Origin of the sequence: Streptomyces albireticuli, assembly GCF_002192455.1 — a bacterium.
Classification (GTDB): Bacteria; Actinomycetota; Actinomycetes; order Streptomycetales; family Streptomycetaceae; genus Streptomyces; species Streptomyces albireticuli_B.
On record NZ_CP021744.1, the window covers coordinates 7144845 to 7158130 of the forward strand.

The 13286-nt window shown below is 75.0% G+C and carries 13 protein-coding genes; 6 read left to right on the plus strand and 7 right to left on the minus strand.

Annotated elements, in window-relative coordinates:
• The first annotated feature begins 39 nt into the window (after window positions 1-39).
• Window positions 40-1203 (plus strand): AAA family ATPase, encoded by a 1164-nt coding sequence (locus SMD11_RS30790; RefSeq protein ID WP_087929557.1) that lies wholly within the window; start codon window positions 40-42, stop codon window positions 1201-1203.
• Between the two features lie 78 nt (window positions 1204-1281).
• Here SMD11_RS30790 and SMD11_RS30795 read toward each other — a convergent pair whose 3' ends face one another.
• Both SMD11_RS30795 and SMD11_RS30800 read right to left on the minus strand, forming a co-directional pair.
• Window positions 1282-2673, minus strand: coding sequence for an amidase (locus SMD11_RS30795; protein WP_087929558.1), 1392 nt, complete (start codon window positions 2671-2673; stop codon window positions 1282-1284).
• Window positions 2660-2869, minus strand: a complete 210-nt coding sequence (locus SMD11_RS30800) for a hypothetical protein (protein ID WP_087929559.1) — start codon at window positions 2867-2869, stop codon at window positions 2660-2662. Before SMD11_RS30800 ends, SMD11_RS30795 begins: the two co-directional genes overlap by 14 nt.
• Window positions 2870-3045: 176 nt before the next feature.
• On the opposite strand from SMD11_RS30800, the gene SMD11_RS30805 reads away from it, so the two are divergent.
• Window positions 3046-3969, plus strand: a complete 924-nt coding sequence (locus SMD11_RS30805; RefSeq protein ID WP_087929560.1) for an MBL fold metallo-hydrolase — start codon at window positions 3046-3048, stop codon at window positions 3967-3969.
• Here SMD11_RS30805 and SMD11_RS30810 read toward each other — a convergent pair.
• Together SMD11_RS30810 and SMD11_RS30815 are read right to left on the minus strand one after the other, a co-directional pair.
• Complete coding sequence (locus SMD11_RS30810) at window positions 3959-4531, minus strand: TetR/AcrR family transcriptional regulator (RefSeq protein ID WP_087929561.1); 573 nt, start codon at window positions 4529-4531, stop codon at window positions 3959-3961. The two genes, SMD11_RS30805 and SMD11_RS30810, sit on opposite strands and share 11 nt — an antisense overlap.
• Before the next feature lie 132 nt (window positions 4532-4663).
• Window positions 4664-5245, minus strand: coding sequence for a TetR family transcriptional regulator (locus SMD11_RS30815; RefSeq protein WP_199844105.1), 582 nt, complete (start codon window positions 5243-5245; stop codon window positions 4664-4666).
• 104 nt (window positions 5246-5349) lie between these two features.
• Between SMD11_RS30815 and SMD11_RS30820 the strand changes: the two genes are divergently transcribed.
• Entirely contained in the window at window positions 5350-6288 is a 939-nt protein-coding gene (locus SMD11_RS30820) for an oxidoreductase (protein ID WP_087929563.1), read from the plus strand.
• 95 nt (window positions 6289-6383) lie between these two features.
• A complete protein-coding gene (locus SMD11_RS30825) occupies window positions 6384-6851 on the plus strand; it encodes a PPOX class F420-dependent oxidoreductase (protein WP_087929564.1) in 468 nt (155 codons plus the stop codon).
• Window positions 6852-6875: 24 nt separating this feature from the next.
• On the opposite strand, the gene SMD11_RS30830 is transcribed toward SMD11_RS30825, so the two are convergent.
• A complete protein-coding gene (locus SMD11_RS30830; protein ID WP_087929565.1) occupies window positions 6876-7742 on the minus strand; it encodes a LysR family transcriptional regulator in 867 nt (288 codons plus the stop codon).
• Between the two features lie 70 nt (window positions 7743-7812).
• Between SMD11_RS30830 and SMD11_RS30835 the strand changes: the two genes are divergently transcribed.
• Window positions 7813-8772 (plus strand): EamA family transporter, encoded by a 960-nt coding sequence (locus tag SMD11_RS30835; protein WP_087929566.1) that lies wholly within the window; start codon window positions 7813-7815, stop codon window positions 8770-8772.
• A 213-nt stretch (window positions 8773-8985) separates the two neighbouring features.
• Here the strand turns inward: SMD11_RS30835 and SMD11_RS30840 are convergent, their stop codons facing one another.
• On the minus strand, window positions 8986-9759 hold the full coding sequence (locus SMD11_RS30840; protein ID WP_087929567.1) for a hypothetical protein: 774 nt from the start codon (window positions 9757-9759) through the stop codon (window positions 8986-8988).
• Between the two features lie 387 nt (window positions 9760-10146).
• The gene (locus SMD11_RS30845) at window positions 10147-10329 is read right to left on the minus strand and encodes a hypothetical protein (RefSeq protein WP_087929568.1); all 183 of its coding nucleotides are present in this window, start codon (window positions 10327-10329) and stop codon (window positions 10147-10149) included.
• Window positions 10330-10527: 198 nt separating this feature from the next.
• On the opposite strand from SMD11_RS30845, the gene SMD11_RS30850 reads away from it, so the two are divergent.
• Window positions 10528-12897 (plus strand): NACHT domain-containing protein, encoded by a 2370-nt coding sequence (locus tag SMD11_RS30850; protein WP_087929569.1) that lies wholly within the window; start codon window positions 10528-10530, stop codon window positions 12895-12897.
• Window positions 12898-13286 lie beyond the last annotated feature (389 nt).

Below are 13286 nucleotides of genomic sequence, written 5' to 3' on the forward strand. Positions count from 1 at the left end.
CTGGCCGAAAGATCCACCGCAAGGCACCGAGAGGCCCGGATGCTCACCACCCTCGCCGTCGAGAACTACCGATCCCTGCGCCGCCTGATCGTCCCCCTGGACCGGCTCAACGTCGTCACGGGCGCCAACGGCACCGGCAAGTCCAGCCTCTACCGGGCGCTGCGGCTGCTCGCCGACTCGGCCCAGGGCGGCGCGGTGGCGGCGCTGGCCCGCGAGGGCGGGCTGCCCTCGACGCTGTGGGCCGGTGAGCGGCGCGGTCCGGGCCGTGCCGAGCCCGTCGGCCTCCGCCTCGGCTTCGCCGGCGACGAGTTCGGCTACGCGGTCGACTTCGGGCATCCGGTCCCGACCGCCGGCGGCGCGGGGGCGCCGTCCATGTTCAACCTCGACCCGGAGATCAAGCGGGAGTGCACCTGGGCCGGGCCCGTGCTCCGCCCCGCCGCCCTGCTCTCGGACCGCTCCGGCCCCGCCGTGCGCACCCGCACCGCGGACGGCACCTGGCACAGCACGGTGAACGGCGTCCGCCCCTACGACAGCATGCTCGGCGCGCTCGCCGACCCGCGGCTCGCCCCCGACCTGCTGCGGCTGCGCGAGCACCTGCGGTCCTGGCGGTTCTACGACCACGTCCGCACCGACGCGCGGGCGCCCGCGCGCGGCGCCCGGATCGGCACCCGCACCCCCGTGCTCGGCCACGACGGCGCGGACCTCGCGGCCGCGCTCCAGACCATCCGCGAGATCGGCGACCACACCGCCCTGGACGCCGCCGTGGACGCGGCGTTCCCCGGCAGCAGGGTGGAGATCGTCAGCGAGAGCGGCCGGTTCGAGCTGCGGCTGCGCCAGCCGGGCCTGCTGCGCCCGCTCGGCGCGGCCGAGCTCTCCGACGGCACCCTGCGCTATCTGCTGTGGACGGCGGCGCTGCTCACCCCGCGCCCGCCCGCGCTGCTCGTCCTCAACGAGCCGGAGGCCAGCCTCCACCCGGACCTGCTGGCCCCGCTGGCCGAGCTCGTCCTCACCGCGAACCGGGACACCCAGATCGTCGTGGTCACGCACGCTCCGGAGCTGGCCGACGCCCTGACCCGCGGCGCCCGGCGCCACCGGCTCGACGTCAACTCCCTCACCCTGGTCAAGGACGCCCTCGGACAGACGGAGGTCGCGGGCCGGGAGGGCCTTCTGGACGAGCCGCTGTGGTACTGGCCCAAGCGCTGACGCCCCGGGGCGCCGCACGGCGTCCGCCGCCGGCCCCGGGCCCGCGCGCCCGGTCCGGCGGGCGTACGGGGGTGTCCGCTAGACGGCCGGGGCCAGGCCGGCGGCGGTGCCGGTCAGTTCGTAGGCGTGGCCCGCGCGCAGCACCGTGGCGTCGCCGAACGGCTTCCCCATGAGCTGCATGCCGATCGGCATGCCCGCCGCGTCCCGGCCGACCGGGACGGTCAGCGAGGGGACCCCGGTGATGTCGGCCGGCGCCGACAGCCGTACGTACGCGTCCGAGACGCTCTCCACCTCACCGTCGCCCCAGGTCACGGTCGTTTGCCCGGCCTTCACGGCCGTGAGCGGCACGGTGGGCGCGGCGATCACGTCGACCGCCTCCAGCATCTCCAGCCAGGCCTGCCGCATGAGGGTGCGGGCGCGCTGGGCGCGGAGGTAGTCCCCCGCGCTCATGAGTTCGCCCGCCTCCAGGAGGACGCGGACGTCCGCCGCGTACAGATCGGGCACCGCCCGCAGCGTCCGCTCGTGGTACGCGGAGGCCTCGGGCACCATCAGGCCCCACTGCGTCGCCTGGATGTAGCGCGTCATCGGGATCTCGACCTCGACGAGGCGGGCGCCGAGCTCCTCCAGGCGGCCGATCGCCCGGCGGACGGACGCCTCGACCTCGGGGTTCACCCGGTCGAAGTAGTAGTTGCGCGGCACGCCGACCCGAAGGCCCGTCAGATCCGTGCCGGGGCCCGGTCGGTAGTCCACGGCCGGCGCCGGGACGGACGCGGGGTCGCGCGGATCGTGCCCGGCCAGGGCGGCCAGCACCAGCGCCGCGTCCTCCACGGTGCGGGTGAGGGGGCCCACGTGGTCGAGCGACCAGGCCAGCGAGGTCACGCCGTACCGGGGCACGAGGCCGTACGTCGGTTTCAGCCCGACCACCCCGTTGAGCGCGGCGGGCACCCGGATCGACCCGCCGGTGTCGGTCCCCAGGGCGAAGGCGGCCGCCCCCGCTGCCACGGCGACGGCCGAACCGCCGCTGGAGCCGCCGGCCACCCGCCCCAGGTCCCAGGCGTTGCTGGTCTGAGGGGTGGTCAGGCCGTAGGCGAACTCATGGGTGTGGGTCTTGCCGACGAACGCCACGCCGGCGTCGGCGAGCCGCGCGGCGACCGTGCTGTCCGCCTCCGCCCGGTGGTCCGTCCGCACCCGTGAGCTCGCCGTGGTGGGCATCCCGGCCACGTCGATGAGGTCCTTCAGCCCGGCGGGTATGCCGTGCAGCGGGCCCCGGAGGCCGCCACCGGCGATCTCGTCCTCCGCCTGCCGCGCCGCTCTTCGCGCGGGGCCCGCCGTCACCGTGGTGAAGGCCCGCAGGCGCGGCTCGACCCGCTCGATGCGCTCCAGCACCGAGTCGACCAGCTCGACCGGCGAGAGCCGCCGGGCGCGCACGGCCTCGGCCGCGTCGGCCACGGTCAGTTCATACGGCTGCATCGTGCTGCTCCCCTCCCGCGCGGTACGCGGTGGCAGGCGGTGTGTCGCCGAAGTCCAGCTCGCGCAGGACCGAGACGACGGAATGGATGTGGTCGGCGGTCGTCGCCACTTCCGCGTGCCGGTCCGGGGCCAGGGACAGTCCGGAGCGCGCGGCCCAGCGGGCGGCCTCGGGTGGAGTGAGATCTGCGGCGGACATGGGGCTGCCTTCCCTCGCGCTAAAGCTAACGGCTTGCGTTAGTCGAAGGTAGGGCCTACCGTCACTTAAAGCAAACCAATTGCTTTTGATGTCAAGTCCGGTCTCCTCCGACCGCTTTGGGCGCGCGAGGCGGCCCGGCCGGCACCGGCCTTCCGCAGCAGAAAGAAGTACGCCCCATGTGCACGACGCAGCCCACCGAGCCGGCCCCGGCCGGCACCGCCGCCCGCTGGACCGTCGGCGACATCACCGTCCACCGCGTCGACGAGATCCCGCTGCCGCCGGAGACCGGGCCGTGGCTGCTGCCGGCCGCCACCCCCGACGTGGTCACCGGACACGGCTGGCTGCGGCCCGACTTCGCCGGCCGGGACGGCGTCCTGCGCATCGACAGCCACAGCTTCGCGCTGGTCGTGGGCGGGCTGCGGGTGCTGGTCGACACCGGGGTCGGCAACGGCAAGACGAGGGCGAACCCGGCGTGGCACGACCTCCGCACCGACTACCTCGCGCGCCTCGCGGACGCCGGATTCACGCCCGGGAACGTCGATCTGGTGGTGCTCACCCATCTGCACGCCGATCACGTGGGATGGAACACCCGGAAGACCGGCGGCGTCTGGGTGCCGACCTTCCCCAACGCCCGCTACCTCACCTCGAAGGCGGAGTACGACTTCTGGGCCGCGTACGACATGGACGAGGCGCGGCGCGCCATGTTCCTCGACTCCGTCGTCCCCGTCGAGGAGGCGGGGCTGCTCGACCTCGTCGACGTACCGGAGGAGGGGATCGACGTGGCGGACGGTCTGCGTCTGGTGCCCGCTCCGGGCCACACCCCCGGACAGGTCGTCGTCCAGCTGAGCAGCGCGGGCGAGACGGCGCTCATCACCGGGGACTCCGTCCACCACCCCGTGCAGCTGGCGCGTCCGGGGATCGGCAGCTGCGTGGACATCGACCCCGTACGGGCGGAGGCGACCCGCCGCGCGCTGCTCGCCCGGCTCGCCGGGACCGGCGCGCTCGTCCTCGGCACGCACTTCCCCGCGCCGACCGCCGGCCGGGTGGTCGCCGAAGGGGACGGCTACCGGCTCGAAGCCGTGCCCGGCGTCAGCGAGTAGGGCCGAAGCCCGCCAGGGCGTCCTCCGCGAGCCGGCGCGCGTACGCGCCGGTGAGGCCGTCGGGGCGGAACAGGATGCGGTACATCATCGGCGCCACGACCCGGTCGATCACGGTCTCGGCGTCGGGGGCCTCCTCGCCGCGCTCCGCGGCACGGGCGAGCATGGCGCCGACCTGCCCGGCCGCGAAGTCCGAGCACTGTCCGGCGTTGTCGCCGTCGGGGTCGCCCAGCAGGGCGTCGCGGATGTAGGCCCGCCCCGTGGGCGCGGCCATCTCCTCCAGGAACTGCTCGGCCCAGTTCCGCAGGTCGTCCAGCAGGCGGCCGTGGTCCTCCGGGGGAGCCTCCGGGCGCAGGTGCTCGACGGCGACGTCCGAGAGCAGCTCCTGGAGGTCGCCCCAGCGGCGGTAGACCGTCGAAGGGGTGACGCCGGCGCGGGCCGCGACCATGGGAACCGTCAGCTCCGGGCGGCCGACCTCGGCCTGGAGCTCGCGCACGGCGGTGTGGACCGCCTGCTGGACCCGCGCGCTGCGACCTCCGGGGCGGACCATGGGTTTACGGCTCATGGGGCCCACCTTAAAGCAAAGTTCTTGCGTCATTGCCGGGGTGGTGGCGGGTCCGGTGGGGCGGCCGGGACGCCGCGGATTCCAGGCTTCCGGCTGCCGGACGTGTCCGGCGCGCCGGTCGCGCCGGCCGTGTCAGGTGGCGTCCAGCGCCGGGGCGATGACGGCGAAGGCGCGGTCGGTCAGCCCGGTGGGGTCCTCGGCCCCGTCGCTGCCGCTCCAGCGGTGCAGTACGGCGTCGAAGGCGTTCAGCGCCATCCCGGCGGCAAGGCGCGGATAGAGGTCGGTGCCGGGGTCGAGGTCCAGGCGCTGGGCCAGTTCGGCCGCCAGGTCGTCGCGCCACCGCGCCTGGTGCTCCAGGAAGCGCGCGTGCAGGGCGGGGGTGCGCAGGATCAGCCGGACGACCCGCAGTGCCCGGTCGGCGTGGTCGGAACAGGTGGTGAGGGGGACCCCGACCGCGTACCGCAGCGCCACCGAGGGACGCTCCCCGGCGGGACGGGACGCCAGCTCCGCCCGGATGTCGGCGCCCATGCCGGCCAGGAACTGGACGACGACGTCCTCCTTGGACGCGAAGTAGCGGAAGAACGTCCGCTTGGACACGCCGGCGGACGTCGCGATCTCGTCGATGGTGACCGCGTCGAACCCCCTCGACGCCAGGAGTTGCAGCGCTGCTTCGGTCAGCTCGTTCGAGACCAGTCGGCGTTTGCGCTCGGCCATGCTCACTTCGGGGCGGGAACTCACCCGACGATGGTAACGCCATGCCTTGTGTGGCACCAAGTAGCGTCTTGACACCGAGTGACACGAGCGGCAATGTGTGCCGCATGATGAAGCATCAGCGATGGACCGCCGAGCAGATTCCCGACCAGACCGACCGGGTGTTCCTCGTGACCGGAGCCAACAGCGGCCTCGGCCTCGCGACCACCCGGGCACTCGCCCGCCGGGGCGGGCACGTGATCCTCGCGGTGCGCGACAGGGAGAAGGGCCGCCGGGCGGTCGCCGGCATCACCGCCGGACAGCCGGACGCCAGCCTCGAAGTGCGCCGGCTCGACCTGGCCGACCTCGACTCGGTCCGGACCTTCGCCGACCGGCTGCGCGCCGACCACTCCCGGCTGGACGTGCTCGTCAACAACGCCGGTGTGATGGCGCCGCCCAGGTCGCTGAGCGCGCAGGGCCACGAGCTCCAGTTCGCCTGCAACCACCTCGGCCACTTCGCGCTCACCGGGCTGCTGCTCGACACGCTGGCCGCCGGGTACGACCCCCGCGTGGTCACGGTGAGCTCGGTCAACCACCGCAAGGCGCGCCTCCGCTGGGACGACCTCACCGGCGAGCGCGGCTACTCGCCCATGGGCTTCTACAACCAGTCGAAGTTCGCCAACGCCGTCTTCGGGCACGAACTCCACCTCCGGCTGACCCGGGCGGGCAGCCCGGTCCGCAGCGTGCTCGCCCACCCCGGCTACACCGCGACCAACCTCCAGACGAGCGCGCCGACCGGCCTGTGGCGGCTCGTCTTCGGCCGGATCGGCAACCCGCTGTTCGCTCAGACCCCGGCCGACGGCGCGCTGCCGCAGTTGTACGCCGCGACCGCCCCGGACGCGGAGGGCGGCCGGTTCTTCGGCCCGGACGGCACGGCCGAACTGCGCGGCGCCCCCACCCGGGTGGAGCTCGCCCCCGCCGCGGCCGACCCCGGGACCGGCAGGCGCCTGTGGGAGCTGTCGGAGCGCCTGACCGGCGTACGGTTCGCCCTTCCGGCCCTCATCTGACCGCGTGTCCGCCGGACTTCGGGGAACCGGGCGGCACGCGCCCCGTCGGGTGCGCGCGGGGCTTCACCGGTGTCACCGCCGGGCAGGAGCGTCCCATGACTGCCTTGCCGAAGGAGATCCGTGAACGGATCGAAGCCCCGGACATCTGGTACGTCGGCACGGTCGACGCCGACGGCGCGCCGCACGTGAGCCCGATGTGGGTGGGGGCCGAAGGGGACCTGCTCTTCTTCAACACCGCCGTCGGGCGGGTCAAGGAGCGCAACCTGCGCCGCGATCCGCGGGTGTGCCTGTCCCACACCAGCCGGGACGACCCGTACGACCGCGTCCAGATCCGCGGCCGGGCCGTCCGGTTCGTCGAGGGCCCGGAGGCCGACCGGAACATGGACCTGCTGGCGGCCGAGTACACCGGATCCGAGCGCTTCGAGTGGGGGATCCCGGGCGAGCGGCGGGTCGTCGTGCTGATCGAGCCGACGAAGGTGCGGCACGTGTCGGGCGTCGAACCCCTCCCGCCGGGCGCCCCCGGAGGGCGGGGGAGGGGCGACCGCCGTCACCCCGGGCCCTGACGCCGGTGCCCACGGCGCCCCGGCTCAGCCGGCCCCGTCGGCGAGGACCTGGCGGACGAGCGCCAGCAGGTCCGGGAGGGCCGGGTGCGCCGGGCCCTCGCGCCAGGCGAGGACGACGGGGACGGGCGGCGCGTCCACGAGCGGGCGGTAGACCAGCGAGGGGTGCATGTGGTTGCTCGGCGTGGCCGAGGTGGAGACCCCCAGGGCGCGGCCCGCGGCGATGGCGATGAGCCATTCGTCGGTGTTGGTCACCTCGACGGCCACCACGGGCCGGGCCGCCGGCGGCCACAGGTCCGTCGTCGTGGTGCCGGAGACGGTGTTGAGGACGATCGGACGGCCGGCGAGGTCCGCGAGGGTGATCCGGGGGAGAGCCGCCAGCGGGCTGTCCGCCGGCATGACCACCACCCGCTCCTCCGACAGCAGCGGCTCCGTGCGCAGCCCGGCCCCGGCGCCCGCGCCGCCGCGCAGCACGGCCGCGTCGACCTTGCCCTGGGTGAGGCCCGCCGTGCGGTCGTCGACGCGGAGCAGCTCCAGCGGGGTGCCGGGCCGCGTCCGGTCCCACCGGCGCAGCAGCGGGACGGTGTGGTCGCCGAGCGCCGCCCAGGTGTGGCCCAGGCGCAGCGGCCGGCTCCGCAGGCACCCGGGGTCGAGGGCGGCCTCGACGGCGGCGACCGCGGCGGCGGCCTTGTCGCGGAAGAGGCGGCCCTCGGCGGTCAGTTCGAGGTGGTGGGTGGAGCGGTCGACGAGCCGGGCGCCCAGGTGGTCCTCCAACTGCCGCAGGGTGCGCGAGAGCGCGGGCTGGCTCAGGTGGAGGCGGGCGGCGGCGCGGGTGACGCTGCCCGCCTCGGCGATGGCGAGGAAGGCGCGCAGGTGCCGCAGCTCGATGGTCATGCGTCGGAAGCATAACCGCCGGGGAAGCAGGCATTTCACGCCGCGTGGCCGGATCCCTAGCGTGGAGGGCATGACCTCCACGGTGCACACCTCGACCCCGGCGGCGGCCGCGCCCGCCGTACTTCGGCACACCGCCGGACCCGGCGGCCTCGGCGGCGTCGGCCTCGTCCTGGCCGGGACGGTGTCCGTCCAGTTCGGCTCCGCCTTCGCCGCGCTGCTGTTCCCCCGCGCCGGAGCGCTCGGCACGGTCGCACTGCGGGTGACGTTCGCCGCGCTCCTCCTGCTGGCCGTCGCCCGCCCCCGGCTCCGCGGGTACACGCGCGCCGACCGGACGCTGGTCGCCGCGTTCGGCCTGGCCCTCGGCGGCATGAACCTCCTCTTCTACCAGGCGATCGACCGCATCCCGCTCGGCGCGGCCGTCACCCTGGAGGTGCTCGGGCCCCTGCTGCTGTCGGTCGTCGTCTCGCGCCGCGCCGCCGGCCTGCTGTGGGCGGGGCTCGCGCTGGCGGGGGTCTGCCTGCTGGGCCGCGACGGCTTCGGCCGGCTCGACGCCGCCGGGGTGGCCTTCGCCCTGGGGGCCGGGGCGCTGTGGGCGGCGTACATCGTGCTCAACGCCCGTGCGGGCGCCCGCTTCCCGAGGCTGGACGGCCTGGCGATCGCGCTGGCCGTCGCCGCGCTGGTCAGCCTCCCGCTGGGCATCGGGGCCGCGGGCGGGACGCTGCTGGAACCGGGGGTGCTGGGCCTGGGCCTGGCGATCGCGGTGATGTCGTCGGGCGTGCCCTACACGCTGGAACTCCTCGCCCTGCGCCGGCTGCCCGCCGGGACGTTCGCCGTGCTGGCGAGCCTGGCACCGGCCGTCGCCGCGACGGCGGGCGCGCTGGTGCTGGACCAGGGGATGTCGCTGTCGCAGTGCGCCGCCGTGGCGATGGTGGTCGTCGCGAGCGCGGGCGCGGTGCGTACGGGCGGCCGCCGGACCGGGGCCGCGCCCGCCATGGACGCGGCATCCGGTACGACCGCCACGGCGGCCTGAACCCGGAAGTGGTGGATCCGCCCGGACGTGCCCGGCGCCGGTACGTCCCGCACCGAGGAGGGGTCGCGGCCCGGCCTCTTCAGCCGCGTCTTCAGGACGGTGTACGGGCGTCGCCCGCGCGAGCGGCGGCGGGCCTCCCACCGGCCGTACCCCCGGTCCGGTCCACCTGACCGGGGGTACCCGCGGGCGGCGGGGCGAGGGGCCGGCCGGTGGCTACGGCTCGATCGTCACCGGCTTCTCGGCGCGCAGGTCGCTGACGAAGCCGCCCTTGACGACGCGCAGCCAGTAGGAGTGCGCCCGGACGTCCGCCGGGATGCCGGCGCTGCGCTCCAGCTTGCGGTCCGCCGAGGTGGCGCCGGCCGGGACGTCCCGCTGGAAGGTGTAGGGGTGCCAGATGCCGATCTCGCTGCTGTAGAAGGGCTTGGTCTCCATCAGCGCGAGGAGGTCCGGACCGCCCTGCGTGGGCGTCCACTTGACGCGGACGGTGGCCGCGTCGAGGCGGTCGACGGACGTCACCGCCGGTGCCTTCGGGATCACCGAGGAGGCCGAGGGCCTGGCGTCGTCGCTGCGGATCGTCCGCGGCACGGAGGAGTCGTAGCCGTCGGGGTTGTCCAGCTTGCCCGTGACGCGGAGCGCGGTGGGGGCCTGGCTCTGCCCGCCCGCGCAGGCGTCGACCTGGGTGACCTTGCGCCATCCGTCGGAGAACCGCACGAAGTCCTCTTTCTGGACCGGCAGCTCGCGGACGGTGCCGCCGAAGACCCCGCTCACGGAGTAGACGTAGCGGGAGTCGTCGGAGCGGACCACCTGGTAGCTGCACCGGTCCACGGCGGCGGCGCGCGCCTCGACCGCCGCGCGGCGCGTCGAGGCGTCGGCGGCCGGCCCGGCGGCGGTGGACGAGGAGGCGGCTATGGCGGCGCCCGCGCCCGAGGCGAGGACCCCGAGGCTCAGCGCGCACGTGGCGACCGTGGTGGCGATACGAGAGGGCATGCATCCTCCGGTGGCATCCGGCGGCTCACGGGGAGCCGGCGAGTGGTGGGGTACGGGCCGGACTTGATCGCGAACACCGGCCAGGACGGGACAGTACAGGCAACTGACGTTCAAGAAGAAGTCAAAAACCGGCAAAGCGGTGACTTGGCGTCAGATCTGCGGAGGCCGGTCCGGCGCGGGGTGCGTGGCGCGCCGGGCGGTGGGCGATATTCCGCATGTGGTGCGGAAGATCCGGCCGAAGGGGGCGGGGCCGGCGGTTCCCCGGCACCCGGCGGCCGCCGCCACCGCTCCGTACGCAAAATCCCGGCGATGCGGGGGACGCGGCCCCGGCGTCCCCGGCATCATGTCAGGCCATGAGGCAAAGGCTGCCGGGGTGTTCCCCGCGGGTCACCTCCTGCCCCAGAAGGCCCGTACCACCTCCGCCAGCGCGTGGATCACCTCGGACAGCGCCTTCAGGACGCGGGCCCGGTCGCGCGCGGCGCTGCCGCTCAACGCGAGGTGGGCGACCAGGACCACCATGAGTGCCATGATCAGCAGGCCCGCCACCAGCGGCCAGGCTGTGTCGGCCATGTGCCGACTCCCTTCCGTTAAAGGCTCGTTCCCCCGGCCGGTGGCCGTGGACACAGGCAGACTCCTCCGGCCGCGCGGTGGGGTCACGCGTTCCCGGAAGGGTCCGGATCGGAAGTTCGAAGACGCAGGTCACAGCGGTGCGTACCGGGCTCGGGAGCGGATTTTCCCGGAGCGCCCGGACGCCGGAACGGGTGAGACATGACGGGGGACGAGGCGACGGGCGCGGGTGCCGGACGGCTGATCCTGGGCAGGGAACTGCGCGCGCTGCTGCACGACTCGGGGCTGGACCGGAGCCAGGCGCTCGCGAAGGCCAACCGCCTGCTGCCCGACGGGGTGGCGAAGCTGAATCCGCAACGGGTCAGCGAACGCTTCGCGGGGGAACCGGGCTCCGACTTCCCGCAGTTGTGGGCCCTGGCCGAGGCCCTGCTCATCGAATGCGGGCGGCTGCTGCCCCTGGGCGCCGCCCGCCCGGAGGCCGCCGAGGTCAGGAAGCGGGACGGATTACGCGCGTCGTGGCACACTCTGTGGCTGCTGGCCCGCAAGGACCCGCCGCCGCGGCCCGACCCCCGGCTGTCCGGCTACCTGAAGGCCGCGGCGCGCTACGCCCGCGACCACCCCTACCCGGACCTCCCGGACACCCCGCGGCCGCCGCCGCTGCCCGAGGGCTGTGTGCCCCGGCACGTGCTGCCTCTGCCCCCGCGAGCCGCCGGGTCCGCCGGGGCCGGTGCGGCCGGTGCGGCCGGAGCACCGTGCCCGCCCGCCGGTGAGCCGGGGCCCGCGACGGACGTCTTCACCTCCGGGAGCCCGGTCGCCGTGCTGATCGGCGCCCCCGGAAGCGGCAAGTCCACCCTCCTCCGCGTCCATCTGCTCGACTCGGCGGACGGCCCGCCGGACGGCAGGGCCAAGCGGAACGCGACCGTCCCGGTCCTGGTCCCCGCCGTCGCCCTGACCGGTCCCGCCCCCTTGTCCCAGGCACTGGCCACGAGCGTCACCGCGCTGCTGGGACGGCACCTGCCGCCCGGTACGACCCTGACCGAGGACTTCTTCGGCCGGCGCCCCCGCCCACGGGCGACCTGGCTCGTCCTGGTCGACGGCCTCGACGAGGTCGCCGACCAGGAGGCGCGCGCCGGCCTGCTGGGCAGGCTGGCCGACCAGGCGGCGGCCGACGGGTCGCCGTACCGGTTCGTCGTGGCCACCCGCCCCCTGCCCGCGGGCGAACTCGACACCCCCGGCTCGCACGCGGCCCGCTTCGCCCTGCGGCCCTTCACCCAGGACGACCTGCGCCGCTACGCCCACGAGCGGTTCCGGGTCCTGGGCGACCCGGACCGGCACACCGCGCTGTTCACGGCCCTGATCGCCGACGCCGACCTCGACCACCTGGCCCGTACCCCGCTCATGGCCTCCATGCTGTGCGGGCTGTACGCCGTCGAACCCGGCGGCCCGTTCCCCGAGGGGCGCACCGCCGTCTACACCCGGTTCATGGACCGGATCTACCGGCGCAACAGCCACAAGAGCATCGCCGACACCCAGCAGAGGGCCGTCGACGCCCTGGAGAAGCCCTTCCAGCACCTCCCGGACAGACAGGACGTCGGAGCCGCGGCGGAGCGCGCGCGGCGCCACCTCCCGGAGCTCGTCCGCTCGCTCGCCCACCGGGTCTTCTTCGAGGACACCCCGGCCACGCTCGGCGCACTCGCCGCGCACCCGCTCGCCCGGCCGCCCGCGCAGGTGCCGGGGCCGGACTGGAACCGGTTCCTGGGCGACCTGCTGCGCCCCACCGGCCTGCTGACCGTCCAGGACGGGGAACTGTCCTTCCCGCACCGGACGTTCCTGGAGTACCACGCCGCCTGCCACGCCACCCGCGACCGGGCGGCGAGTGCCGCGGCGACCCGTCGCCTCGTCAAGTGGGGCTGGTCCAGGCCTCCCGCCACGTGGCCGTTCTGCCGGTGCTGGAGCATGCCGGTCGGCAGAGCCCTGCGCAGCGGCTCTCGCGCGGACGAGGAGGCGCCGGCGCGCAAGCGCGCCGACATGTCCTACGCGGGATTCGTCCTCGACCTCGCCGCGAGCGCCGGCGCCGACCCGTGGAAGGAGCTCCATCGCGTGGCCCGGAAGGGCGGGGCCGAAGGCGGCACCTTCATCGCCCTCCAGGCGGCACTGGGCACCCGCATCCGCCCGGAGACCGCGGCGGCCGCGCGCGAGACGCTCGTACGGGCGGCCCTCGGCCACCGCAAGATCCCGGGGAGCGCGCGCGTCCTGGCCGCCGAGACGCTGGCCGGGCTCGGTGACGAACGGGGCCTCGACGCCTTCAGGGCGATGGCGGACGATCCCGGCCGGCTCGACACCCTGGACCCGTGGCACATGCCCCTGACGGAACTCACCCATACGGAACCTCCCACGCAGAGCGAGCTCGACGAGGCGCGCCGCGCCACCCGCCGGGACACGGTGGCCCAGCTCGACGCCGTGATCCGGGCCGCCGCCCCGGGCGCCGCCGCGCGCCTGCACGCGACCCGCGCGCGGACGGCCTTCGGGCGACTGGTGGGTGAGGAGGCCGGTGGGCGCCCACGGCGGTGAGGGGCGGTTCTCCGGTGGGCCGCCGGCGCGGCTATTCGAGGATCCGCTCGTCGAAGGGGACCGGCACCCACGTGTCCTCGGTGAGGCCGGGGGTACCGGCGTCGTTCGCGTACAGCGGCTTTCTTGCTCCGGGCGAGGTCCTCGGCGGCCGAAGGGGCCTCGGTGAGACCGGACTTCGGAAACCGCGGTCCCGGAGAGGGAAGTAGCCCCTGCCGCGGCGCGAGGCGGGCGGAGGCGGGGCGCTCGGGGGCGTGCCGGGTGGCTCACCGGGCGGAGCCGGCTCAGGATCACGCGAGTCGTGCGTCATTTCTCTCCCCCTTGGGCCGCACAGGGTAACGAGAGAGGGGGCGCGGGGGGAGGGGTCGCGCACCTACGGAGCGCCACCACCA

What these genes read in the sequence shown, in the direction of transcription:
- SMD11_RS30850 (WP_087929569.1), top strand. Translation starts at nt 10,528, where the DNA reads ATGACGGGGGACGAGGCGACGGGCGCGGGTGCCGGACGGCTGATCCTG.
- SMD11_RS30815 (WP_199844105.1), bottom strand. Translation starts at nt 5,245, where the DNA reads ATGGCCGAGCGCAAACGCCGACTGGTCTCGAACGAGCTGACCGAAGCA.
- SMD11_RS30790 (WP_087929557.1), top strand. Translation starts at nt 40, where the DNA reads ATGCTCACCACCCTCGCCGTCGAGAACTACCGATCCCTGCGCCGCCTG.
- SMD11_RS30825 (WP_087929564.1), top strand. Translation starts at nt 6,384, where the DNA reads ATGACTGCCTTGCCGAAGGAGATCCGTGAACGGATCGAAGCCCCGGAC.
- SMD11_RS30830 (WP_087929565.1), bottom strand. Translation starts at nt 7,742, where the DNA reads ATGACCATCGAGCTGCGGCACCTGCGCGCCTTCCTCGCCATCGCCGAG.
- SMD11_RS30845 (WP_087929568.1), bottom strand. Translation starts at nt 10,329, where the DNA reads ATGGCCGACACAGCCTGGCCGCTGGTGGCGGGCCTGCTGATCATGGCA.
- SMD11_RS30810 (WP_087929561.1), bottom strand. Translation starts at nt 4,531, where the DNA reads ATGAGCCGTAAACCCATGGTCCGCCCCGGAGGTCGCAGCGCGCGGGTC.
- SMD11_RS30840 (WP_087929567.1), bottom strand. Translation starts at nt 9,759, where the DNA reads ATGCCCTCTCGTATCGCCACCACGGTCGCCACGTGCGCGCTGAGCCTC.
- SMD11_RS30820 (WP_087929563.1), top strand. Translation starts at nt 5,350, where the DNA reads ATGATGAAGCATCAGCGATGGACCGCCGAGCAGATTCCCGACCAGACC.
- SMD11_RS30805 (WP_087929560.1), top strand. Translation starts at nt 3,046, where the DNA reads ATGTGCACGACGCAGCCCACCGAGCCGGCCCCGGCCGGCACCGCCGCC.
- SMD11_RS30800 (WP_087929559.1), bottom strand. Translation starts at nt 2,869, where the DNA reads ATGTCCGCCGCAGATCTCACTCCACCCGAGGCCGCCCGCTGGGCCGCG.
- SMD11_RS30835 (WP_087929566.1), top strand. Translation starts at nt 7,813, where the DNA reads ATGACCTCCACGGTGCACACCTCGACCCCGGCGGCGGCCGCGCCCGCC.
- SMD11_RS30795 (WP_087929558.1), bottom strand. Translation starts at nt 2,673, where the DNA reads ATGCAGCCGTATGAACTGACCGTGGCCGACGCGGCCGAGGCCGTGCGC.